The 21,813-nt window shown below is 68.9% G+C and carries 21 protein-coding genes; 9 read left to right on the forward strand and 12 right to left on the reverse strand.

All coding sequences use genetic code 11. The features are described 5' to 3' along the window. Positions 1-30: 30 nt before the first annotated feature. Entirely contained in the window at positions 31-1,008 is a 978-nt protein-coding gene (locus SKED_RS07045) for an aldo/keto reductase (protein WP_012866441.1), read from the reverse strand. A gap of 149 nt (positions 1,009-1,157) precedes the next feature. On the opposite strand from SKED_RS07045, the gene SKED_RS07050 reads away from it, so the two are divergent. After that, positions 1,158-2,051, forward strand: a complete 894-nt coding sequence (locus SKED_RS07050; protein ID WP_012866442.1) for a helix-turn-helix domain-containing protein — start codon at positions 1,158-1,160, stop codon at positions 2,049-2,051. 41 nt (positions 2,052-2,092) lie between these two features. Next, positions 2,093-2,665 (forward strand): YdeI/OmpD-associated family protein, encoded by a 573-nt coding sequence (locus SKED_RS07055; protein ID WP_012866443.1) that lies wholly within the window; start codon positions 2,093-2,095, stop codon positions 2,663-2,665. Here SKED_RS07055 and SKED_RS20495 read toward each other — a convergent pair. Then, positions 2,656-3,207 carry a TetR/AcrR family transcriptional regulator gene (locus SKED_RS20495; RefSeq protein ID WP_012866444.1) on the reverse strand — a complete coding sequence of 184 codons (552 nt, stop codon included), beginning with the start codon at positions 3,205-3,207 and terminating at the stop codon, positions 2,656-2,658. The two genes, SKED_RS07055 and SKED_RS20495, sit on opposite strands and share 10 nt — an antisense overlap. 78 nt (positions 3,208-3,285) lie before the next feature. On the opposite strand from SKED_RS20495, the gene SKED_RS07065 reads away from it, so the two are divergent. Then, positions 3,286-4,458, forward strand: coding sequence for a zinc-binding alcohol dehydrogenase family protein (locus tag SKED_RS07065; RefSeq protein WP_012866445.1), 1,173 nt, complete (start codon positions 3,286-3,288; stop codon positions 4,456-4,458). Between the two features lie 470 nt (positions 4,459-4,928). Beyond that, positions 4,929-6,431 (forward strand): dicarboxylate/amino acid:cation symporter, encoded by a 1,503-nt coding sequence (locus tag SKED_RS07070; RefSeq protein ID WP_012866446.1) that lies wholly within the window; start codon positions 4,929-4,931, stop codon positions 6,429-6,431. Positions 6,432-6,588: 157 nt separating this feature from the next. Here SKED_RS07070 and SKED_RS07075 read toward each other — a convergent pair whose 3' ends face one another. Genes SKED_RS07075 through SKED_RS07085 form a run of 3 tightly spaced genes read right to left on the reverse strand, consistent with a single transcriptional unit; the run spans position 6,589 to position 8,558 of the window. After that, on the reverse strand, positions 6,589-6,885 hold the full coding sequence (locus SKED_RS07075) for a DUF3253 domain-containing protein (RefSeq protein WP_012866447.1): 297 nt from the start codon (positions 6,883-6,885) through the stop codon (positions 6,589-6,591). 42 nt (positions 6,886-6,927) lie between these two features. Further along, the gene (locus SKED_RS07080; protein WP_012866448.1) at positions 6,928-7,590 is read right to left on the reverse strand and encodes a maleylpyruvate isomerase family mycothiol-dependent enzyme; all 663 of its coding nucleotides are present in this window, start codon (positions 7,588-7,590) and stop codon (positions 6,928-6,930) included. Beyond that, positions 7,587-8,558, reverse strand: a complete 972-nt coding sequence (locus tag SKED_RS07085) for a glycoside hydrolase family 43 protein (RefSeq protein ID WP_012866449.1) — start codon at positions 8,556-8,558, stop codon at positions 7,587-7,589. The genes SKED_RS07080 and SKED_RS07085 overlap by 4 nt, the downstream gene beginning before the upstream one ends. Before the next feature lie 128 nt (positions 8,559-8,686). Between SKED_RS07085 and SKED_RS07090 the strand changes: the two genes are divergently transcribed. After that, complete coding sequence (locus SKED_RS07090) at positions 8,687-9,124, forward strand: shikimate kinase (protein WP_042437852.1); 438 nt, start codon at positions 8,687-8,689, stop codon at positions 9,122-9,124. A 73-nt stretch (positions 9,125-9,197) separates the two neighbouring features. Here the strand turns inward: SKED_RS07090 and SKED_RS07095 are convergent, their stop codons facing one another. Then, on the reverse strand, positions 9,198-9,878 hold the full coding sequence (locus SKED_RS07095) for a GOLPH3/VPS74 family protein (protein WP_012866451.1): 681 nt from the start codon (positions 9,876-9,878) through the stop codon (positions 9,198-9,200). Positions 9,879-9,952: 74 nt separating this feature from the next. On the opposite strand from SKED_RS07095, the gene SKED_RS07100 reads away from it, so the two are divergent. Continuing rightward, positions 9,953-10,504: a dihydrofolate reductase family protein gene (locus SKED_RS07100; RefSeq protein ID WP_012866452.1), complete on the forward strand. Its 552-nt coding sequence runs from the start codon at positions 9,953-9,955 to the stop codon at positions 10,502-10,504. 69 nt (positions 10,505-10,573) lie between these two features. Here the strand turns inward: SKED_RS07100 and SKED_RS07105 are convergent, their stop codons facing one another. From SKED_RS07105 to SKED_RS19950, 6 genes are read right to left on the reverse strand one after another with little or no spacing between them, the layout of a single operon-like run. Then, positions 10,574-11,611, reverse strand: a complete 1,038-nt coding sequence (locus SKED_RS07105; RefSeq protein ID WP_012866453.1) for a methyltransferase — start codon at positions 11,609-11,611, stop codon at positions 10,574-10,576. Beyond that, positions 11,599-13,245: an ABC transporter ATP-binding protein gene (locus SKED_RS07110; RefSeq protein WP_012866454.1), complete on the reverse strand. Its 1,647-nt coding sequence runs from the start codon at positions 13,243-13,245 to the stop codon at positions 11,599-11,601. The genes SKED_RS07105 and SKED_RS07110 overlap by 13 nt, the downstream gene beginning before the upstream one ends. After that, positions 13,242-13,679: a lasso peptide biosynthesis B2 protein gene (locus SKED_RS20955; RefSeq protein WP_012866455.1), complete on the reverse strand. Its 438-nt coding sequence runs from the start codon at positions 13,677-13,679 to the stop codon at positions 13,242-13,244. Before SKED_RS20955 ends, SKED_RS07110 begins: the two co-directional genes overlap by 4 nt. Continuing rightward, positions 13,676-13,942: a PqqD family peptide modification chaperone gene (locus SKED_RS07115; RefSeq protein WP_012866456.1), complete on the reverse strand. Its 267-nt coding sequence runs from the start codon at positions 13,940-13,942 to the stop codon at positions 13,676-13,678. The genes SKED_RS20955 and SKED_RS07115 overlap by 4 nt, the downstream gene beginning before the upstream one ends. Then, the gene (locus SKED_RS19440) at positions 13,939-15,741 is read right to left on the reverse strand and encodes an asparagine synthase-related protein (protein WP_081447941.1); all 1,803 of its coding nucleotides are present in this window, start codon (positions 15,739-15,741) and stop codon (positions 13,939-13,941) included. The genes SKED_RS07115 and SKED_RS19440 overlap by 4 nt, the downstream gene beginning before the upstream one ends. Positions 15,742-15,757: 16 nt before the next feature. Further along, positions 15,758-15,874: a keywimysin-related RiPP gene (locus SKED_RS19950; protein WP_143755684.1), complete on the reverse strand. Its 117-nt coding sequence runs from the start codon at positions 15,872-15,874 to the stop codon at positions 15,758-15,760. 408 nt (positions 15,875-16,282) lie between these two features. Between SKED_RS19950 and SKED_RS07125 the strand changes: the two genes are divergently transcribed. The 3 genes from SKED_RS07125 (at position 16,283) to SKED_RS07135 (ending at position 21,603) form a co-directional block, all read left to right on the forward strand. Continuing rightward, on the forward strand, positions 16,283-17,212 hold the full coding sequence (locus tag SKED_RS07125; RefSeq protein ID WP_012866458.1) for an endo-beta-N-acetylglucosaminidase H: 930 nt from the start codon (positions 16,283-16,285) through the stop codon (positions 17,210-17,212). Positions 17,213-17,252: 40 nt separating this feature from the next. Next, on the forward strand, positions 17,253-20,357 hold the full coding sequence (locus tag SKED_RS07130; RefSeq protein ID WP_012866459.1) for a glycoside hydrolase domain-containing protein: 3,105 nt from the start codon (positions 17,253-17,255) through the stop codon (positions 20,355-20,357). A 91-nt stretch (positions 20,358-20,448) separates the two neighbouring features. Continuing rightward, the gene (locus SKED_RS07135; protein WP_012866460.1) at positions 20,449-21,603 is read left to right on the forward strand and encodes a DUF418 domain-containing protein; all 1,155 of its coding nucleotides are present in this window, start codon (positions 20,449-20,451) and stop codon (positions 21,601-21,603) included. Positions 21,604-21,813: the final 210 nt, after the last annotated feature.

Consider the following 21,813-nt stretch of genomic DNA (forward strand, 5'->3'; position numbering starts at 1 on the left):
GCCTGTGAGGCCCTCCCTCGGTGCAGCGCGTCAGACGTCGACCGACGCCATGTTGGCCTCGTCGTGCCGTGCACCGGCGGCAGGCTGCATGGTGTCGAGGCGGTGCACCTGGTCGGCGGTGAGCACGACCGTGTCGGCGGCGGTGTTCTCCTCGACGCGGCTCACCCGCCGGGTCCCGGGGATCGGTGCGATGTCGTCTCCGCGGGTGAGCAGCCAGGCGAGCGCCGTCTGCGCGGGGGTCGCCCCGACCTCGGCGCCGATGGCCGTGACCTCGTCGACGAGAGCGAGGTTGCGCTGGAAGTTCTCGCCCGTGAAGCGCGGGTTGGTCTTGCGCCAGTCGTCGTCGGCGAAGTCGTCGACGGTGCGGATCTGCCCGGTGAGCAGGCCGTGCCCGAGCGGCGAGTACGGGACCAGCCCGATGCCCAGCTCGCGCAAGAGCGGGAGGATCTCGTCCTCGACGTCGCGGGTCCACAGCGAGTACTCGGTCTGCAGGGCGGTGACGGGCTGGACGGCGTGGGCGCGGCGGATGGTCTCGGGGGAGGCCTCGGACAGACCGAAGTGCAGGACTTTGCCCTCGGCGACGAGCTCGGCCACGGCGCCCGCGGTCTCCTCGATGGGGACGTTCCGGTCGACGCGGTGCTGGTAGTACAGGTCGATGCGGTCGGTGCCCAGCCGGCGCAGCGACCCCTCGACCGCGGTGCGGATGTTCGAGGGGCTGCTGTCGACGCTGCGCTCTCCCGCCTCGCGGGAGAACAGACCGAACTTGGTCGCGAGGACCACGTCGTCGCGACGCCCGGCGATCGCGCGCCCGACGATCTCCTCGCTGAGGAACGGACCGTAGATCTCGGCGGTGTCGATGTGCGTCACGCCCAGGTCCAGGGCGCGGTGGATGGTGCGGACCGACTCGTCGTGGTCCAGGGAGCCCTCGCTGGTGTACGTGCCGGCCATGGTCATGGCGCCGAGGCCGATGCGGGAGACCTCGAGGTCTGCGAGACGTGCGATCTTCATGAGGAGCTTCTTCCGTGAGCGAGGGTGCGGTGACGTGCGGCGGTGAGGACGTCAGTCAAACCCTCGACGCGCGGTCCGAGGCAGACCCTGTCGACAGGGTCACTGCCAGTACCTCTCTCGGCCCCGGCAGGTGTCGTAGGTTCGCAGTCATGGACACCCCGAACGACATCCGCGCGTTCCTCGTCTCCCGGCGGGCCCGACGCACCCCGGCCGACGCGGGGCTCCCCGACTTCGGCGGCCGCCGCCGCGTCCCCGGGCTGCGCCGCGAGGAGGTCGCGCTCCTCGCCGGCATGAGCGTCGAGTACTACGTGCGCCTCGAGCGGGGCAACGCCAAGGGCGTCTCCGAGGCGGTGCTCGACGGCGTCAGCCGGGCGCTCGACCTCGACGACGCAGAACGCACCCACCTCTACGACCTCGTGCGCGCCGCGAACGAGGGTGCGCAGCCCCGTCGCCGACGCGGGCCCGCGCGCCCGCAGCAGGTGCGCCCGTCGGTCCAGCAGCTCCTCGACGCGATGGCCGACGTCCCGGCGTTCGTCCAGAACGGCCGCCTCGACGTCCTCGCGACCAACCGGCTCGGACGTGCCGTGTTCTCCGAGATGTCCACGCAGCCGCAGCGACCGGCGAACTTCGGCCGCTTCGTCTTCACCAGCCCGCAGGCACCCGCCTTCTACCGGGACTGGGACGACGCCGCCGCGCAGACCGTCGCCCTCCTGCGCTCGGAGGCAGGGCGCTCCCCGCACGACCGGCTGCTCAGCGACCTCGTCGGCGAGCTGTCCGTGGCCAGCGAGCCGTTCCGGAGCCTGTGGGCCTCGCACGACGTGCGCCAGCACAGCACCGGCACCAAGAGCATCACCCACCCCGTGGTCGGCGACCTCGACCTCAGCTACGAGGCGATGGCCCTCGCCTCGGGTCCCGGGCTCCAGCTCGTGGCCTACAGCGCCCCGCCGTCGAGCCCGACGGCCGACGCGCTCGCGGTCCTCGCGAGCTGGTCGGCGACGGCAGCGGAGCACGCCCCGACGACGGGCACCGGCGACGCCCGCTGAGCGCCACGCGGGTGTCAGACGGCGTCGCTAAGATCTCGGTCATGGTCAGCGTCGCCGACAAGCCCGTGCTCGACGTCACCGTCGAGGAGTGGGAGCAGTACCTCGCCGGGTCACCCGACCCGGGCGGGGTGCGCCTCACGCTCCGCAAGAAGACCTCCACGGCCGTCGGCATGACGTGGTCCGAGGCCCTCGACGTCGCGCTCTGCTACGGGTGGATCGACGGCCAGGCGCAGCGCCTCGACGACGACTACATGCTCAACGTCTTCACCCCGCGCCGCAAGAACAGCCCGTGGTCGAAGATCAACCGCGAGCACGTCGCCCGGTTGATCGAGGAGGGCCGGATGCAGCCCGGCGGGCTCGCCGAGGTCGCCCGTGCGCAGGCCGACGGCCGGTGGGACGCCGCCTACCGGCAGAAGGACGCCGTCGCCCCGCCCGACCTCCAGGCCGCCCTCGACGCCAACCCGGCAGCCGCGGCCTTCATCGACGGGCTCACGAAGGTCGAGAAGTTCCGTATCTACTTCCGGCTCAGCGGCATCAAGACGCCGTCCGTCCGGGCTGCGCGCATCCAGGACGTCGTCGAGAAGGCCGCGCGGGGCGAGAAGCACTACACCTGACGGAGGGCGGACCAGGCGCGGTCGAGCTCGTCCTGGAGCGACGATCCCTCAGCATCCAGCCACCGCCGCAGGGCGAGGTCGAAGGCGAGCGCGGCGACCTTCGAGGCCACGTGCGCCTCTGCCGTCGGGACCTGTCGCGCCACGAGTCCCTGCTCGACCGCGGCCGCGAGGTGGTCGAGCTTGAGGAGCTCCCGCTCGCGCAGGTGCTCGTCGGTCCGGATGATCGCGTCCCGTCGGCTGATCGGCGCACGCCACTGCTCGAGCTCGACCGCAGCCCGGCTCAGTCCCTGCTCGACGAGCTGCCGCGTGCTCAGGCCTGGGGGGAGGGCGTCGAGGATCGTGAGCACCGCGGTCGGGAGCTCCCGGTCGCGGAGGAAGACGACCTCCCGCTTCTCGGTGAAGTGCCTGAAGAACGTCCGGGTGGTCAGCCCGGCGCGCTCGGCGATCTGCGGGACCGTCGTCTCTGCGTAGCCGTGCTCGGCGAACAAGGCCATGGCGGCTTCTTCGAGGACGAGGGCGGCGTCGGGGGACCATCGAGGCATGACTCCATGATGACACGGAGTGACATCAGACCTAGAGTGATGTCACGTCGTGTCATCATTCAATCTCTGGAGCCGTTCATGATCAGCAACTCCGCCGCGTGGATCGAGGCTCCCTTCGCCGACCTGGTCGTGCGACCGTCGCCGGTACCCACCCCAGGCCCGCACCAGGTTGTGGTGGAGGTGCGCGCCGTCGCCGTCAACCCGCTCGACGCGATCGTCCAGTCCAACGGCCGCCTCATGTACCGGTGGCTCGACTACCCGGTGGTGCTCGGCGAGGACGTCGCCGGGACGGTGGTCGCCGTGGGGCCCGGTGCGAGCAGGTTCACGGTCGGAGACCGGGTCGTGGCCTACGCGACGGGGCTCGAGAAGGGGCGGGACCACGTCTCCGGGGGAGGGTTCCAGCATCTCGTCGCGGTTGACGAGGCACTAGCCGCCCCTGTCCCCGACCAGGTGTCGTTCGACGACGTCGTCGTGCTGCCGCTGGCGCTGTCGACGGCGGCCGCAGCGCTCTTCGAGACGTCCCAGCTGGGTCTCGACCTCAGCAGGCTCGATCCCGGGGCGGGCGACGGGTTCGGGCGAGACGACGAGGTCGTCGTCGTGTGGGGCGGGTCGACGAGCGTGGGGAGCAACGCGATCCAGCTCGCCCGTGCCGCGGGCTACAGCGTCATCACCACAGCCTCCCCGCGTCACCACGAGGACATGCGGAGGCTGGGGGCGCGAGCAGTCTTCGACTATCGCGACGACGACGTCGTCGCGTCGGTCGTCGCCGCTGCTCGGGGTGCGCGGGTCGTCGGGATCGTGGCCGTCGCGGTCGGATCCGCTGAGCCGTGCGTGTCGATCGCTGCGCAGACCGGCGCCCGGCGGGTCGCGCTGACCAGCCCGTCGGTCTCCTTCTACGACCAGCCGCGCCGCGGCGGGCTCGCGTGGTCGAGGGTGCGGATGATGACCCGCCTCGTCTGGTCCAACGTCGCGCTGCAGGCCCGTTGCCTGCGGCACGGCGTACGGGCTCGGTTCGTGTGGGGGAGTGCCATCGCGTCGAGCGCCGTCGGACCTGCTCTCTGGTCCGGTTATCTGCCAGCGGCGCTCGCCGAAGGGCGGCACCATCTCGCGCCTCGGCCTGCCGTGGTCGGCGAGGGTCTGGAGGCTCTCCAAGGGGCGATCGACACGATGCGAGCTGGCGTCTCCGCGCAGAAGCTCGTCGTGACGCTGCCGGGGGCAGGCCGGCCGGGGGCCTCGCCCGAGCCCAGGTGAGCCAGGTCGCCGGAGACCGGAGCTGGCGCAGCGCCGCTCCGACGGGGCCGTCCTGTTGAAGAGCGTGGACGGGGTCGTTAGCATGGCTCGTCGCGGGTACTCCGCGCCACGATCCCTCAGGAGACAGACTGTGACACACGGGTGGAACGACCCCGCTCACCGCGCCGCTGACCTCGGTCACGCGAGCCCGCTGACGGAGTCCACCTGCTGTCTGCCCTGCTGTTGTTGACCTTCGGCTGAGTCCCACCGCACGCCGCGTCGCGCTCACGCGCCCGCCGCTGCTCGCCGTCGCCGCACGCTAGCCGTCTCTGCGCTCGGCCGTGCCGATCTCGCCGCGCCACCGACCTGTCGGGTCTCGTCTGGCGCGTGCCACGCATCGTCTCCACCCCTCTGGCGTCTGCGCACCCACGATGTCGGCCCCCGCCGTCGTGCGCGCACCACCACGCCCGCCCCCACCCGAAAGGCCTCACGTGACCAGCTCCACCACGACGGACGCACAGACTCCGTCGACCGGCAAGCGCCGCTTCCGCGCCCCGTCCTTCAGCGTCCAGATCATCGGGTCGCTCGTCCTCGGCGTGCTGCTCGGCTGGTGGGCCCTGTCCATGGGGACCGTCGACGACGGCACTCCCGAGGGCGGCGCCAACTGGCTGACCACGACCCTCGACACCATCGGGTCGTCCTTCGTCCTGCTGCTGCGCACCCTCGTGCCGCCGCTCGTCTTCACCGCGATCGTCGCGTCGATCACCAACCTGCGGCACGTCGCCGACGGTGCGCGCCTCGCTGCCAAGACCCTCATGTGGTTCGCGATCACCGCGCTCGTCTCCGTCGCGGTCGGCATCGCGCTGGGCATCATCATGCGCCCCGGCCAGAACACCACCCTCGACATCGCCGACGGCTCCGAGCCGGGCCGCACCGGCTCGTGGCTCGACTTCCTCGACAGCCTGCTGCCGGCCAACTTCCTCGGACTGGGTGCTAACACCAGCACGCAGGTCGCCGAGAGCGGGGCCGTCACGGCCAGCACGTCGCTGTCCTTCAACGTGCTGCAGATCGTGGTCATGGCCCTCGCGGTCGGCATCGCCGCGCTCAAGGTCGGCCGCAAGGCCGAGCCGTTCCTCACCTTCAACCGGTCGGCCCTCGAGATCATCCAGAAGATCCTCTGGTGGGTCATCCGCCTCGCGCCGCTCGGCACCCTCGGCCTCATCGGCAACGCGATCGCCTCCTACGGCTGGGACCTCCTGGCCCCGCTCGGCACCTTCGCCGCCGCGATCTACATCGGCCTCGCGATCGTCCTGCTCGTGCTCTACCCGGTGCTGCTGCGCATCAACGGGCTCCGCGTCCTCAGCTACTTCCGCGGCGCCTGGCCCGCGATCCAGCTGGCCTTCGTGTCCCGCTCGTCCATCGGCACCCTGCCGCTCACGCAGCGCGTCACCGAGCGCAACCTCGGCGTGCCCAGCGCCTACGCGTCCTTCGCCGTGCCGCTCGGCGCGACCACCAAGATGGACGGCTGCGCCTCGATCTACCCGGCGATCTCGGCGATCTTCGTCGCGCAGATCTTCGGCATCGACCTCTCGGTCACCGACTACCTGCTCATCGCCTTCGTCTCCGTGATCGGCTCCGCGGCGACCGCCGGGCTCACCGGCGCGATCGTCATGCTCACCCTGACGCTCTCGACCCTCGGCCTCCCGCTCGCGGGTGTCGGGCTGCTGCTCGCCATCGACCCGATCCTCGACATGGGCCGCACCGCGGTCAACGTCGCGGGCCAGGTGCTCGTGCCGGTCATCGTGGCCAAGCGTGAGGGCATCCTCGACGAGGAGCAGTACCGCTCCGCGACCTCCGAGGACCTCTTCGCCGACGACGAGGAGGCCGAGGAGATCGTCGACGAGGCGCAGGCCGACGCGGGCACGCCCGTCACGGTCGGCGCTCCGACGGTGACCGGCGCGCCGGTCCCCGAGGGGCGCGACAAGAACTCCTGACCGCAGTCTCATAACGAGCGCGTCCTGACGACGTCAGAGACAGCCCGTCCCGCCTGAGCCCGTTCGCCCTCGTGCGAGCGGGCTCAGTGCGTCTGTGCTCGGACGGAGGCGCACCCGGCGACTCTGCGCCCCCGGGAAGCAGTCGGCGGGAGCAGTCTCAGTCCTCGCGCGCCCAGCGGATCCGGATCGGTCCGCGCGCCTCGGTGGGGTCGACGACCTCGCCGCCCTGCGTGATCTGCACCCGCCCCTCGGCGACCAGCCGGCGCGCGACCCGACGCGTGTCGTCCATGAGGTCCCGCCAGTGGTCGCCGCCGACCGCTCTCGCCGCGTCCGACGGGCAGATCGACGAGGTGTCTGCGCGCTGGGAGAGGAGGTCGATGATCGTCGCCGCGATCGACGCGTCGTCGACCTTGCTGTGGGGCGCGGCGGGGGTCTGCTGGGTGTCGTCGCTCATCTCGTCGAGTATGCGCCGGCACGGCGTGCGGCGCGCGCGGTATCAGCCCGGCAGCGGCTGCATGCGCTCGAGGAGCGTAGGCACCCCGTCGCCGCCGAGGCGACCGGCGACGGAGGGGCGTCCTGCCATGGCGAGCACCAGGTCGAGGGTGCTCCCCTCGACGGTCGTCCCCGGTGCGGACGCCGCGTCTCCCGCGCGGAAGCTGGAGTCGGTCGCGACGAGTCGCAGCCCCTTGGCCATCGACCGCGAGTCGACCGCGAAGTCCTTGCGGACGTACCCCTCCGCGACCGCGACCACCGCGGAGAGATCTGGCACGGTGCGGATCCCGAGCGGTTCGCGGACGTCGGCGCCGTGGACGACCACCTCACCGAGCCACGCCCAGAGGTCGCCGGTCGGGGCGACCCGTAAGTCCACGACGGTGCGGAACTGCTCGAGCGTCTGGGCCGGGGTCGCCCCACGGTGCTCGGCGAGACGTCGGGCGTTGTGCACCGCGGGCCGGAAGCCTGCCCCGGCGATGCTCCGCAGCCACGCCCACCGGCCGGTGCTCGCCCCGGCGGTGAGGTGCGCGACGACGTCCTCGACCGACCAGTCCGCGCACAGGCTCGGGGAGGCCCACTGGGCGTCGGTGAGGTCCGCGAGGTCACCGGCGAGGCGAGCCCGCTCCGCACGGATCGCTTCCCAGTGGTCAGCAGTGGTGAGTGTCATCGGAGCGCCCCGAGCAGCCGGTCGCGCTCGTCGGCGGTGATGGCCAGCAGCGACCCGTGCCGTGCCGTCTCGGGCAGCCGTGCCGAGGGTTCGTGGACGAAGGTGCCCGACGCGGGGTCGGTGGCGGTGAAGAGCGTGCACCCGCGCCCGGTGAACTCGTCGACGAGCAGGAACAGCTCGGTCCCGTCGTGGGACACCGCGACCGCCGGTCCCTCGCCGCGCTCGAGCTCGTCGCGCCCCACGTCGACGACGACGGGGACGAACGCCGGGTCGAGCACGTCCGTGCCGCGCTCGACGAACACGTGGAAGCCGGTGGTCTTGTCGGGGTCGGCGGACTGGGCGTTCGCCGAGAACCTGTAGGTGACGCCGTCGTGCACGGCGAAGGTCACGTCGATGACGTCGTGCCCCGGGTCGAGGTAGACGCGGGCGGGGGAGAAGGTCTGGAAGTCGTCGGTCTCGGCGACGAGGATGCGCTGGTGCGACCCGGCGGTGCGGTCGTCGCCAGGGGCGTAGAGCGCCGACGCCCAGAACACCAGCCAGGTGTCGTCCGCGGGGGAGCGGAACACCTTCGGCGCCCAGGTGTTCCCCGCCTCAGGTGGCGCGACCTCGACCAGGCGACCGGGCGACCAGGTGACGAGGTCGACGGACTCCCACACCACGATGCTCCGGCTGCCGCGGCGGGTCGAGCGCTCCCACGCGCCGTCGGTGTGCGCCCGCAGGTCCGTGGCGACCAGCACGAACAGGTCCCGCGCGGTGTCCCGGAGCAGGAACGGGTCCCGGACCGCACGCTCACCCACCTCGGACACGAGCACGGGTCGACCTCCGGCGAGGACGTCGAAAGCATCAGGCCGAGGGCCACGGCTGACGGCGAGACGGACCTGCTCGCCGTCGTCCGTGGCAGGTGTGAAGTACGCCAGCAGGAACGCCCCGTCGGCGGAGAGGGTCGGGGTGTCGTGGGTGGTGCTCATGCGGGCTCCGGATCATCGTCGATCGCTGGGTGGTGGCATCAACCTACTCAACGGCGCGGCCGTGGTGCACGTGTCGTACGCATGCTGGCTGTCGGACGGGGAGGCGCGCCCGTGCGTATCGTGAGCGGATGGCGCGAGTACTCATCACCGGCATGTCCGGAGCGGGCAAGTCGACGCTGCTCAGAGAGCTGGCCCGGCGCGGGCACCGCACGGTTGACACCGACTACGACGGGTGGACGGACGGCTCGGGCAGTCCCTGGGACGAGGCTCGGATGTCGCGTCTCCTGGCCGACCACGACGACGTCGTGGTCTCGGGGACCACCGACAACCAAGGGGTGTTCTACGACAGCTTCGAGCACGTCGTGCTCCTCACCGTGCCGGTCGAGGTCCTGCTCGAGCGTGTCGCGCTGCGCACCGACAACCCCTACGGCCGGACGGCGGACGACCAGGAGGAGATCCGGCGCCTCACCACCGAGGTCGAGCCGCTGCTCCGTCAGACTGCGGACGTCGAGCTCGACGGGCGGCATCCGGTCGGCGCCCTCGCCGATGCCGTTGAGGCTCTCTGACCGAGGCCCCAGGCCCAGGCGCGACGGCGCAGGCCCAGGCCAACGATGAGCGATGACAGCTCTGCGGGCTTCGTCAGGACGACGACGTGGTCGTCGCCGCGGTCGTCGCGACCATCACCGACGCGAGGATCGCCGTCTGCACCGCACTGATGGCCTTGCGCACGCTGTCCGCCGCCCAGCTGCCCTCGGCCACCTGCTTCGCACGCTGCTTGAGCGCCCGCTTGTCCTGACCTGGCAGGGCCTTGTGCAGGGAGTCGGTCGCGAGCAGCAGTGCGACGAGCGCCGCGGTCGGTGCGTCCGGGTCCTGCCCGACCACGAGCGTCGCCCAGAGGCGCTCGCGGACCGCGTGGCCAGCCATCGGCGAGACGGGCGTCCAGGTGGTGCTCGGGAAGATGCCCAGCACACGTCGCGTCTCCCGGCGCACCAGCCCGCGGGCCTCGAGGGCTCCGGCCACGGCCTCGCGCAGGTCCTTGGACAGGCGGGTCACGACGGTGTCGGGCTTGCGCGGCGTGTCCTTGGCGAGGATCGCCAGTCCGCCGTCGAGGACCGGGTGGCCGAGCGGCGGGCCGGGCACGACGACGACACGTCCCGCGTCGGGCGCTCCTCGCTCGGGGACGGTGATCCGGCCAGCGAGCGACAGGTCGAGCAGCACGCCGCCGGCGAGGCCGAGCGGGAGGGACGAGCTGTCGAGGCGCGGTCGCCCCGTGGTCTCGTCGAGCATCAGCAGCAAGAAGTCCTCGGTGACGGTCAGCATGGTCTCGACCCTAGCGAGACCGGCCGGGTCTCGCGCCCTGTCGGATGTCGGTGGACGGAGCTAGCGTGCCGAGCATGGGACGCATCATCTTCGACACCGCCACGACCATCAACGGCTGGATCGCCGACGAGCAGAACTCGCTGGCCTGGTTGTTCGCCGTCGAGAACGGGGACGCGCCCGACGAGGGGCTCTTCCCGTCCGATGCCGCCGTGCTCGTCGAGGGCTCGACGACCTACGAGTGGATCCTCGCGGAGGAGGACATCCTCGCCCACCCCGAGAAGTGGCAGAACTTCCACGGGGACAAGACCACCTTCGTCTTCACCACCCGCGACCTCCCCGTCCCCGAGGGCGCGGACGTGCGGTTCGTGTCGGGGGCCGTCGCCGACGCGCTGCCCGCGATCCGCGAGGCCGCCGGGGAGCGCGACATCTGGGTGGTCGGCGGGGGAGACCTCGCCGGCCAGCTCCTCGACATCGGAGCCCTCGACGAGATCGCGATCTCCGTCGCACCTGTCGCCCTCGCCGGCGGGGCGCCGCTGCTCCCGCGCCGCGTCGAGTCCGACCGTCTCCACCTGGTCTCGGCGAAGGCCGTCGGACAGTTCGCACGGCTGGTGTACGAGGTGCGATGAGCCATGAAGAACGTCTGCGCTTAGCGAGGAAGGGAGTCGTATGGAGAGGCACAGAGGTTTCGCTGGGTTCTAAGTTGGCTGCGCCGCGATCGCCCAGAGCTCGGAGGTGATCTTCTCGATGTTCGTCACCTCGAACCGCTCCGCACGAAGAAGCAACTCATACTCGTCGGTCGTGCGTTCTCTCCCGCCGCAGAACGCCAGCATCCTCAGGTCCATCGACGTCGCACCCCGGGCCGCGACTCGATCGGCAAGAGTTTCGACGATCAAGACGCCACCGGCTCTCGCGCGGCAACGCCGCAAGATGCGGCGGGCGTGCTCGTCATCCCAGTTGTGGAGGACGTTCGACAGCACATAGATGTCGGCAGCGAAGGGCAACTCGTCGAAGAAGGAGCCTGCAACCATTGTGCAACGCGAGATCACACCAGCGGATTCGAGCCTGGCACGCGCGGACTCTATGGCAGGTGGAAGGTCCAGGAGTGTGCCGCGAAGCCGGGGATGAGTTGTGAGGAGCGACGCGATGAGCTGCCCCTCCCCACCACCTAGATCGGCGACGTGCCCGGACCCTTTCCACAGACGGAGACGCACCACCCCACGTGCGATGGCGGCGCAATGCTCTGCGCGCAAGGAGTTGAAGGTGTCGCCATTCTGAGCCGGCGTGGCGGCGTCTTCGTAGAGGTCGACCCCATGGGTCGCGGAGTAGTTGGAACCGCCGTGCTCGACGGATTGCGCCAGCGCGAGGAGCGACGCGTCGAGCCGAGCGCCGGGTCCGTCCGCCGTCAGCCAGCGTCGAAGACCGCTCGGGTCAGCGTCGAGCAGAGTGCGGCCATACTCGCCCAAGGTGATGACGCCGTCGTTCTCGGCGAACATGCCTCTCGCTGTCAGATATCTTACGACTCGACCTAGAGCCTCCGGGTCGACAGCGAGCGTCCGAGCGATCTGATCGACGGTTTCACAGCCTTCGGAAATCCTGTCGGGGATTCGAAAGGTGGCGGCCAGCCTCACGGCGATCGAGTCCAACCCGTCGACGGCTCCGGAGAACTCAGCCGGCGTCCACGGGGCACACGTGGCATCGCTGCCCTCGCTCCCACTGGACCTCATGTCTTCCATACGAGCCCTCCATCCCGGATCTCGATGATCGAGTCAGCCCACTCGAGCTGGCGGTAGTCATGAGAGACCATGACGACAGTGACGTCTCTCGGAAGCGCGGCGATGCTTGCCATGACGCTCTCGAATGAGCGGGTATCGAGACTAGAGGTCGGCTCGTCCAGCAGCAGAAGGTCTGGTCGGACAGCGAGCCCTCGGGCCAGAGCGATTCGTTGCCTCTCGCCTCCCGAGAGAGTCGCTCCGAGGTCGCCCAGGTCCCGGTTCAGGGAACATGAGTCGGGAAAGACGCCGTCCAGTCCGACGCTGGACAGGATGCGCAGTATCTCCGCATCAGAAATCTGCGGAACTGCATACGAAACGGCCTCCCGTGCAGTCCCGTGCAGGACGGGAGAGTTCTGCTCGACCAGTGCGATCTTGGATCGCAGCTGTCGCAGGTCTTGACCAGAAGGTGTGGACCCCAGGGTTGAGATCGAGCCAGCCTGTGGGACGTACAGTCCGCACATGAGATTGAGTACCGTCGACTTGCCAGAACCCGAGCTGCCCACGATGAGGCACCGAGAGCCGCGCTGCACCTTGATTGACGCTGACCTGAGAACTGGCGGTGCCGTGGCGGCGTACGAGAAGTCGACACGATCGAAGACGACCGGGTGGTCTGTCCTCTCGTCGGCAGGGCCCTGCATCGTGGAAGGTTCGCCGTACTCGTACTCGGCCTCGAGGCTCACGATCTCAGAGATTCTTCGTAGAGAAGCTCGGCCGGCAGCGACCGAGGTGTAGCCCTCGACGATGCCACCCAGAGGGACCACGATGTAGGTGGAGTACAGAAGCGCCGACACCAGCTCCGACGTACTTAGACTCCCGTCTGCCACTTGAGAGCCGCCGATCACCACGACGGCTATGAGGGAGCCGGTTGCGGCGAGATAGATGCTAGGGGTCGCTGCTGCTGTCAGGCCGGCTCCTCGTCGGGCGGCATCGAGGACCCGCTGGACCGAACGCGACAAGCGTTCGGACTCGCGTAGCTCGGCATTTGACGTCTTCACGGTTCGGACGGCGATGAGGACGCTCTCAAGATCAGCGGTGAGGGATGCGATCCCTGCTTGCTTCTTGGTGGCGACCGCCTGCAGCTGGGATAGAAATATTCCTGCACCCAACGCTGCAATGGCAATGATTGCCACTACCGTGATGAGCAGGAGCGGGCTGATTGCCGCCATAAGAAGCGCTGCCCCCACAAGGGTAAGAATTCCGATCGCCATGTCAAGATATCCGTGGGTCACAGCGCCCTGGAATGCACTAGGATCTCCGACGATCCTCGAGATCAGATCTCCCGAGCGATAGGCGGATAGTGTTTCAAGTCGGGCATGAAGGGCTCGAACCACGACGCGTCTTCTCAGGGAGCGTGCGGTTTCTTCTCCCGTTACCTCAAGATGGTATCTACCGAGGGTTTCGGTGACGACCTGGACGACAAAGATTCCGACGAGAGTCCATATCGCTGGCCAAGCGCTCTCTCTCAGCTGCACCGTCGACACCACCTGTCCTGCGACAAGTGGCTGCATCAGCCCAAAGCCGGTTCCGATGATGATCAGCAGGGAGGCCCATGCGAACCTGGCTCGGTGTTCGTGAAGGATTTCTCTCATCGTCATGGTTCACCGACCGCTGTCCTGCCAACCCGCACTAGAGGCGCATAGGTGGAGGGCGAGGCTGTCTCGCCGACTATCTCGCCCTCCGACTCGACCCACGCGTGAGCAGCGAACGGCGGTGAGTTCCGGACGCCGACGCACCAGGTAGGCCATTGCCCGCGCAGCCGGCAGAGAAGTGCGACCGCGATGGAGCGAGGAAGGCACCCCCACCATCCGGCGCATCGCGGACTGGTCGCCACCACGAGGCGATAGGCGTGTCCGGTGGTGGTGAGATCGGCAGGCTCTGCGTGACGGCTGAGCAGTCTCAACACGAGCTGCAGATGTGCCGGGCTCGGTCGTGCCAGAAGGAAGGAGAGCGCGATGACCGCCCGCCGAGGATCTAGTCGGTGGAGCCGAAGTTCTTCCCGTGGCGCGGGCATGGCCATCGGGACTGTCATTCGGAGACCTGTTCGATGATGCAGGCGCCCAACGCTTCCGAGATCAGCGCTTCGAGGTCTCTCAGGACGCGTGTCCCCGGAATGTCGTATGTGTCTGCGACCGACTGCGCGACGTCGCTGACGCATCGCCCACTGGCCAGCAGTTTCAGCATCTCGCCTGCAACTGCGTTGACTTGGAAGTACTTACTCTTCCTCGTGTCTAGGATGACGTAACCATAATCGGTCCTAGTCATAGCCACGGAATCGCTAAGAATATACTTCATGGTTGGTCCATCCCAGTCGTGAGAATACGGCCTCTGAGCCACGACTCGGTGCAGATAGTTGTCGTGAGACCGCTGTCTGAGAGCGCGGGGTGCATCTCGGTCTCGAGTGCGTGATGAAGAATATCTGCATCGATGATTCCCAGGTTGGCAAGGTGTGAGTCTTCGAGCAGGTCGCGGATATCTGATCTGTTCTCTCGTATCCCGAGCTCGAGCTCGAGCGAACCTTCGTCTTTGGAGGTTCGCGTGAGTGTCGCATGCGGCAATATGTCGACCATGGCTAGCTTGAGCGGTGCCTTGTAGGACCACGGATCGACCCGCGCTTCCGCGTCCAGAGTGAGAGTCGCTGTCAGGACTCGGTCGTCGAAGAACGGTGCCTGGAGCTCGAGTCCATGGGCGAAAGATATCTGAGAGATCGCGCGCGCGAGCTGTGCTCCCTGGCGGATCGTGTCGAGTTCTGCATGGGCACCAGGCCGCCGAGACATCGGGGATAGGTCAGTGGTCGGGCTGACGACGTATTCAGCGATGAGGTCCCGTCCATGGTTTGAAATCCAAGGAGGCAGTGTGGGGGGCGTCGTCCATCGCAAGATCGGGATCCGATCTTTGCGCACGGGGGACTGGCGGTCATAGTCTTTGATGCATTCCGCGTACGTCTGTCTGCACAGCAACTGTCGGATGATCTCGTGCAGCGGCCAGCCCAGCATGTGGCGATAGGCGTTGATCTTTCGAAGGCTTCCCCGAGGTCTGCGCCATACGGAGTCACGCAGCAGTGTTGGCATGCCGTAGAACATGTGGTCGCCACCGTGTCCTGTCAGGTGCGTCGTAGCTCCGGCTGTACGTCCAATGGCGGCGATCGAGCGGATCGTGGACCGCGTGGCGAGGGCTGGGCTCGGGTGGTCGGTCTCGGCCCCCAGATCCAGGGTGTCGGAGTAGACCAGAGGGAGATCCGCGCCTCCGAGCATGATGTGCTCTCCGGGGCGCAGGTGACGTGCGGCTTGCTCCGCCCACATCTGGTCCCTGTTCTGGCCCAGGTCCCCGGCTGTCAGCGCCACGAAGTGGGTCCGAGGGAAGAGGTCGAGGCCAAGAGCTGTGATGGTTGTCGAGTCGAGCCCGCCGGAGAGGTCCGCCAAGATGGCATCGTGTCCAGCTCCAGCGTCACGAACGGATTCTTGGATCGCGGATCTCACCCCCTTGGCACCGTCTGAGAGCGAGGCGTGCGCATCCGGTGGATCCCACCAAGGAATGACAGCTGGAGGGGTGCCAGCACGTATCGAGAGCATGAGGCCAGGTTGGACCGGGACAATTCCTGTCCAGAGTGGTCCTTGGTCGAAAGGGTGGCTCACCGGAGAAATCAGGCTGATGGCTAGCCCGGTGTGGTCGATCTGAGCGCCGACGTGTTCTGCGAGAGTGTCGGCTCGGTCGCTCACGACGGTGCACTGCGCGTCAGTTGAGTAGTAGATCCGGTCGAAGCCTGTGGCTGATCCACGTATCGACACCTCTTCGCCGGTCCAGATGGCCACCACGCGCGCTCCGCGACGTGCAAGGTCTCGATGCATCGCCACAGCGGAGCTCTCGCAGGTGCGGATTTCCGTGGCTGCTGATCGCGAGGGGAAGGACGCGAAGCCGCAGGCGCGGCCAGATGCGTCGACCACTCGTGTTGAGTGGCGACCAGCCTCGATCCACATGAGGGTCAGCCCGCCGGTGCTCGCTGTCGAGGAGAGGTCACGGCAAGCGGTCGCGATCGCTTCGGGTCTCTCGGTGATGGTGAGCAAGAGTGCTCGGGGATCGCGACCGCTTGTCATGTTTGACCTCCTTAGGTCATGGGACCAGCCGGCCGACCGGGATGACTCGGTCAGCCAGGAGTCGTCCGAGCCCAGCCGTGAGGTCCGCGAACGAGCCGAGCGGGATGAGCATCGGGGTTTCGTAGTTCTTCATCTTGATCACCCCCTTCCGTCACGAGAGAGGTTGAGCAGCAGGTGGCTCGTAGCCTCCTGCTGCGACGCGGGAAGTGCCTCTGAAGGCATGTGGCGTTGATCCACCACCGCGGCGAGCTGCGTTGCTCGCTGTGATGAAACTAACATAAGGGGCGCCGAGTCTCAATAACTCCATACCGCGCATGTTGGGCGACTGATGCGGCTGCGGCTGCATTGAGAACACGGGACGACGGGCGCCTCGGGGCGCCGGCGGGGTCGCGGTCGCCCGTGATCGGGGTGCAGATGGGCGGCAGGTGCGTCTGGGGCGCAGCATCGGCACGCCAGTCATTGGTTGACTAACCCGGTTAAGTCCGGTTGCGTGCTGTTCGTCGACGCAGTGTCGACGACACGCACTCAACGAGGAGTACCGATGTCACGCACCCACGAACGACGACACCCCGCCCGTCGAGCGATCGCCGCGGCGACGGCGATGGCCGCCGCGGCCGCACTCGGGACGGTGGCGGCGCTGCCGGCCGCCGCCGCGCCGGAGCCAGGCGCCCGCTCGAGCTCGGACCCCGTCTCGATCGCCTACGTCGAGGTCAACAGCAACGAGCTCGCCAACGTCGGGAAGTACGAGCTGGCCGACGGGTCGAACGCCTTCGACGTCGCGATCATCTTCGCGGCGAACATCAACCACGACGGCACAGCGCCCTACCTGCACCTCAACGACCAGGTCCAGGCCACCCTCGATGCCGCCGACACCCAGATCAAGCCTCTCCAGGACATGGGCATCAAGGTCACCCTGTCCCTGCTCGGCAACCACCAGGCCGCTGGGTTCGCGAACTTCCCGACCCAGGCCTCGGCCGAGGCCTTCGCCGACGAGGTCGCCGACGTCGTGCAGACCTACGGTCTCGACGGCGTCGACATCGACGACGAGTGGGTCACCTACGGCTCCGGTGGGACCCCGGCCGTGAACCCCAGCTCCGCAGCCTGGCTCGTCGACGCGCTGCACGAGAAGCTCCCCGCCGACAGCCTCATCACCCTCTACGACATCGGCGCGACCTCGACGTCGCTCCAGCAGGCGCCCACCTCGGTGGTCGACAAGCTCGACTACATCTGGAACCCCTACTACGGCCAGTACAACCCGCCGCAGTTCGACCTCGACCGCTCACGTCTCGGCGCCGCGGCGGTCGACCTCGGCCAGACGCCGGTGAGCACCGCGACGAACCTCGCGGCACGCACGGTCGCCGACGGCTACGGAGCCTTCGTCACCTACGACCTGCGGGCTGGCGACGCGAGCAGCTATCTCTCTGCGATCACGCGCGAGCTCTACGGCCAGGACACGGTCTACACGGGCTGACAACGTTGACTAATGCGGTTTAGTCCGCAAGTCTCGACGGGTGGAGACGACGACGCCATCACTGTCCCGAGGACTGCCCGCCTTCGCGCCGGCTGCCACCGACGAGATCGACGCCGACCGCTGCTGGCGGGTCGACAGCCCACCGGGAGGAGGGACGGTCACGCTCCCTGGCGCGTCGTCGACTGCCGGTGGAGCCCCCTGGCCCGCTGGTCGAGTCATCGCAGCCGGCGACGAGCTCGTCTACGACGTGCTCCCGGTGGCGGGGGAGCGTGACCGGTACGGCGCCACGGCCCTGGTCGTCGACCTCGAGCTCGACGACGGCACCCGGCTCAGCGGGTCGGGTGCCGTCGACCAGCACGGGACACGGCTGGACTCTGCGGCTCAAGCAGCAGCCAAGATGCTCTCGGTCGACCAGTGGAACCGGCGCGTCGTCGACCTCGGCCCCTGGGTGGGTCAGCAGGTCACCGCCGTGACGGTCGCCGTCGGTGCGACCGACGACGCCACCACCGTCCACGTCGGCGACGTGACAGTCCGCCCCGCGCCGCCGCGCCCGGACGTCCTGCTGGGCTGGGTCGACACCCGGCGCGGCACCCACTCCTCCGACCGGTTCTCGCGCGGCAACACCGCCCCGGTCGTCTCGGTCCCGCACGGCGGTCTCTTCGGGCTCCCGATGACCGACGCGTCGGCCGGGAACTGGCCCTACCGCTACCAGATGGGTTCCTCGTCGCTGCAGGCCTTCGCGACGAGCCACATCCCGAGCCCATGGATCGGCGACCGCGGCGTCTTCCAGCTCATGCCGAGCGCTCAGGCGGACCCGCCGCTGGACCGCCAGGCACGCGCCCTGGGGTTCGACCGCGCGAGCGAGCACGCCGGAGCCGACCGCTACGAGGTCGAGCTCGACGGCGTCTCCGTGGTCATGACCGCCGCGCAGCACGCGATCGGCCTGCGGTTCAGGTCGCACACCGACGTGCTCTCCGTGGTCCTCGACCACCTCGGGGAGGCCGTCGAGGTGCGGTGGGACGTCGACGGCGGGACCCTGCACCTCGACGTGCTGCTCCGTGACACCGGGGACGGCCCCGACCACCACGTCCACGCGGTCTTCCCGCACGTCGAGAGCCACACGCTCACGCCCGCCGACGGCGTGCTCCGCGGCGCCGTCACCTTCGACGCAGCAGCGGCCGACGTGCTGATCGGCGTCTCGACGATCGACGCCGCGCAGGCGCGCGACAACGTGTCGCGCGCCGGCGGCGTCGACGACATGCTGCGGACCGCCGCCGACGCCTGGCGCCGCGTGCTCTCCACGGTCGAGATCCACGACACCGACCAGGTGTCCGCCGACGTGCTGCGCTCGGTTGGCGGGAGCCTCGGCCGGATCTTCGCGTACCCGAACACCTACGACGAGCCCGGTCCGGCGGGCCCGCGCTACCGCAGCCCGGTCGACGGCGCGGTCCGCCTGGGCAAGTACTCGTCTAACAATGGCTTCTGGGACACCTACCGCACCGCCTGGCCGCTCCTCGGTCTGCTCACCCCGACCACGGCTGCGGAGCGTGCCGACGGCTTCGTCCAGCACGCGACCGACTCCGGATGGGTGGCCCGGTGGAGCGCCCCCGGTCCCGTCGACTGCATGACGGGCACCACGAGCGACACCGTCTTCGCCGGTCTCACCGCCCAGGGCGTGCCGCTCCGCCTCGACGGGGCCTACCAGTCGGCGCTGCACCACGCGACCGTCCCCGCGGCCGACGCGCGGATCGGTCGGAAGGGCCTGCGCCCCGCGATCTTCCGCGGCTACGTCGACACCGACGTCCACGAGGGGATGTCCTGGACCCTCGACAACGCCATCAACGACGCCTCCGCCGCCCGGCTGGCGCTCGCGCTGCGCGAGCAGACCACCGACGCGGCGCACCGCGACCGGCTCGACGCGGAGGCCGAGTACCTCGGGCGCCGCGCGCTCGGGTACCGGTCTGTGTTCCACCGCGGCCTCGGGTTCTTCCTCGGGCGCCACCCCGACAGCACCTGGCGGGTCTCGGAGGAGGACTTCGACCCGGCCGAGTGGGGCCACGACTACACCGAGACCAACGCCTGGGGCACCGCCTTCACCGCACCCCACGACGGTGCCGGCCTCGCGGAGCTGCACGGTGGAGAGGCTGCGCTGGGCGCCGCCCTCGACGCGTTCTTCGCCACCCCGGAGACGGCCGACCCCACCCTGGTCGGGTCCTACGGCTTCGTCATCCACGAGATGTCCGAGGCGCGCGACGTCCGGATGGGCATGCTCGGGCTCTCCAACCAGCCCGCCCACCACATCCCGCTCACCTACTGCTTCGCCGGGCGCCACGACGACGCGCACCGCGTGGTCGTCGAGGCCCGCGACCGGTTGTTCGTCGGCTCCGAGATCGGCCAGGGCTACCCGGGGGACGAGGACAACGGGGAGATGTCTGCGTGGTACCTCTTCGCGGTGCTCGGGCTCTACCCGCTGGTCCCGGGGACCGGGGAGATGGTGCTCACCCCGCCGCTGCTGCCCCGCGTCACGCTCCACCCGCAGGGACGCGACCACCCGCTCGAGATCACCGCGGTGAACCCGGGCGCACGGTACGTCCGCGAGGTCCGCGTCGACGGAGAGGTCTGGGAGCGCGTCGCGGTACCGGCGGACGTCCTCGCGACCGCACGGCACATCGCCTTCGTGCTGTCTGACGAGCCGACGGGCTGGGCTCGTGACAGCCGGCCCACGTCGATCAGCACCGAGCTGGGCCTCCGCGAGCCGCTGCGCGACCTTCTCGTCGTCGATGCGGGAGGTCTCACCGACGACCGTGGTGAGACCGCCGTCGTCCTCGCTGCGGGTGAGCACGTCGAGCTCGCGCTCACCGAACCAGCAGTGGTCTCGCTGTACACGGTGACGCTCGCGGGGGAGCCTGCTGCTCTTCCGGTGGTCCCCGACCCGGTTGATGCCGCATGGCGGCTCGAGGGCATCACGGCCGACGGCACCGTGGTGCCGCTCGACTCGCGGGAGGAGACCTTCGACCTCGCCTGCCAGACGCGGCCGTTCCGCACACGTCCCGAGGGCGGCGAGGGAGGGGACGTCGTCGCCGTCCGGCTGACCGCGCTCTCCCAGGTCGAGCTGTCACAGCTCGAGGTCTTCGGCACGACTTGAGAGCCTGACCCGGTGCAAGATCGCGCGCCTGTCGCCTGCATATCGAGAACCCGAGACGCTCTGGCAACGGGCCGCACGATGGACTCGGGGCGTGACCACACCTCTTGCGCCACCTCTCCCTCAACCCGCCGACGCCTCGAAGAAGCCTCGCATCGCCTCGCTCGACGTCATCCGTGGGCTCGCCATCCTGGGCACGCTGGCCAGCAACATCTGGTTGTTCCAGGCGTTTTTCGGCGAGCGTGTCATCGACGTCCGATGGGCCGAGCTGCTCTCGTGGACGTCGGAGGGCAAGTTCCTCGGACTCCTCACCATCATGTTCGGGATCGGTCTCGAGATCCAACGGCAGGCGGCGGCGAGGCGCGGCCTCCGGTGGCCGGGCACCTATCTCGTCCGCGCCGGCCTGCTCTTCCTCGACGGGGTCCTCAACTACATCTTCGTCGTGCAGTTCGACGTCCTGCGCGTCTACGCCGTCCTCGGCTTCGTCGTGGCCTTCGTCCTGCTGATGCCCGAGAAGCGCCAGTGGATCTTCATCGGCGTAGCCCTCACGACACACGTCACGCTCATCCTCCTTCCCTGGGCCCTGCCCGGCTTCTACGGTGCCCCCGGCTTCGTCTTCCCGGGTGAGTTCTTGGTGGCCGAGGGGAGGCCGCCCTACGCGTACGAGATCCACAACAACGCTCTGACGGTGCTGAGCGACCTGACCGTCGGCAGCGACACCGGCTCGATCTTCACCCTGGGTCTCGTGTGCTTCACGCTCGGTGCCCTGGTGTACCGCCACGGGATCCTCGAGGCCCGAGGATCCCGCCTGCGTCGATGGGTCATGGTCGTGGGCTTCGGGGTGGGGATCCCGCTGGACCTGGCGTTCTTCCTCTCCCAGGAGACGTACGGCTTCGGCCGGTTCCTGGCCGCGCCGTTCACCGCGTTCGGGATCCTCGCGCTCATGGCCGCGTTCTACCAGCGGCACCCGATCGGCGTGGCCGGGCGACACCTGTCTCTCGTCGGACGGATGGCTCTGAGCTGCTACGTGCTCCAGAACATCCTCGGCCGCGTGGCCCAGCGCTGGCTCGGCGGCTCCTCTCTCTCGCCGATGCTCGACCCCTTGATCGGCACGGTCCTCATGTTCCTCGTGATCGGCGCCCTGGTGATCCTCTTCGCGAAGGTCTGGCTGCGGTACTACTCCCGGGGGCCGCTCGAGTACGTCTGGGACCTCAGCTTCCGGTTCCTCACCCGCCGTCGATCCCGCTGATCCGCTCCCGTCCTGGGATCCTTCGTCCCCCCCTGGGGGCACAGGGGCAGCGCAGGGTCATGCCTGCGGTGGACCCCTCCCGAGGCGATCCGTCCTACCGTGTCGGAGGGACACCGCTCTGCAGGTCAGAGCGGTGTCCCGTGCCTACGCTGCGCCCGGGGTCCCGGTGCGCAGGTGGACACTGCCATCTCGACCCACGACTGGGAGCAG

Origin of the sequence: Sanguibacter keddieii DSM 10542, from assembly GCF_000024925.1 — a bacterium.
GTDB classification, from domain to species: domain Bacteria; phylum Actinomycetota; class Actinomycetes; order Actinomycetales; family Cellulomonadaceae; genus Sanguibacter; species Sanguibacter keddieii.

Bases quoted from the DNA above. Each gene is read 5' to 3' on its own strand.
- SKED_RS07045 (WP_012866441.1), bottom strand. From the start codon at position 1,008: ATGAAGATCGCACGTCTCGCAGACCTCGAGGTCTCCCGCATCGGCCTC.
- SKED_RS07050 (WP_012866442.1), top strand. From the start codon at position 1,158: ATGGACACCCCGAACGACATCCGCGCGTTCCTCGTCTCCCGGCGGGCC.
- SKED_RS07055 (WP_012866443.1), top strand. From the start codon at position 2,093: ATGGTCAGCGTCGCCGACAAGCCCGTGCTCGACGTCACCGTCGAGGAG.
- SKED_RS20495 (WP_012866444.1), bottom strand. From the start codon at position 3,207: ATGCCTCGATGGTCCCCCGACGCCGCCCTCGTCCTCGAAGAAGCCGCC.
- SKED_RS07065 (WP_012866445.1), top strand. From the start codon at position 3,286: ATGATCAGCAACTCCGCCGCGTGGATCGAGGCTCCCTTCGCCGACCTG.
- SKED_RS07075 (WP_012866447.1), bottom strand. From the start codon at position 6,885: ATGAGCGACGACACCCAGCAGACCCCCGCCGCGCCCCACAGCAAGGTC.
- SKED_RS07080 (WP_012866448.1), bottom strand. From the start codon at position 7,590: ATGACACTCACCACTGCTGACCACTGGGAAGCGATCCGTGCGGAGCGG.
- SKED_RS07085 (WP_012866449.1), bottom strand. From the start codon at position 8,558: ATGAGCACCACCCACGACACCCCGACCCTCTCCGCCGACGGGGCGTTC.
- SKED_RS07090 (WP_042437852.1), top strand. From the start codon at position 8,687: ATGGCGCGAGTACTCATCACCGGCATGTCCGGAGCGGGCAAGTCGACG.
- SKED_RS07095 (WP_012866451.1), bottom strand. From the start codon at position 9,878: ATGCTGACCGTCACCGAGGACTTCTTGCTGCTGATGCTCGACGAGACC.
- SKED_RS07100 (WP_012866452.1), top strand. From the start codon at position 9,953: ATGGGACGCATCATCTTCGACACCGCCACGACCATCAACGGCTGGATC.
- SKED_RS07105 (WP_012866453.1), bottom strand. From the start codon at position 11,611: ATGGAAGACATGAGGTCCAGTGGGAGCGAGGGCAGCGATGCCACGTGT.
- SKED_RS07110 (WP_012866454.1), bottom strand. From the start codon at position 13,245: ATGACGATGAGAGAAATCCTTCACGAACACCGAGCCAGGTTCGCATGG.
- SKED_RS20955 (WP_012866455.1), bottom strand. From the start codon at position 13,679: ATGACAGTCCCGATGGCCATGCCCGCGCCACGGGAAGAACTTCGGCTC.
- SKED_RS07115 (WP_012866456.1), bottom strand. From the start codon at position 13,942: ATGAAGTATATTCTTAGCGATTCCGTGGCTATGACTAGGACCGATTAT.
- SKED_RS19440 (WP_081447941.1), bottom strand. From the start codon at position 15,741: ATGACAAGCGGTCGCGATCCCCGAGCACTCTTGCTCACCATCACCGAG.
- SKED_RS19950 (WP_143755684.1), bottom strand. From the start codon at position 15,874: ATGAAGAACTACGAAACCCCGATGCTCATCCCGCTCGGCTCGTTCGCG.
- SKED_RS07125 (WP_012866458.1), top strand. From the start codon at position 16,283: ATGTCACGCACCCACGAACGACGACACCCCGCCCGTCGAGCGATCGCC.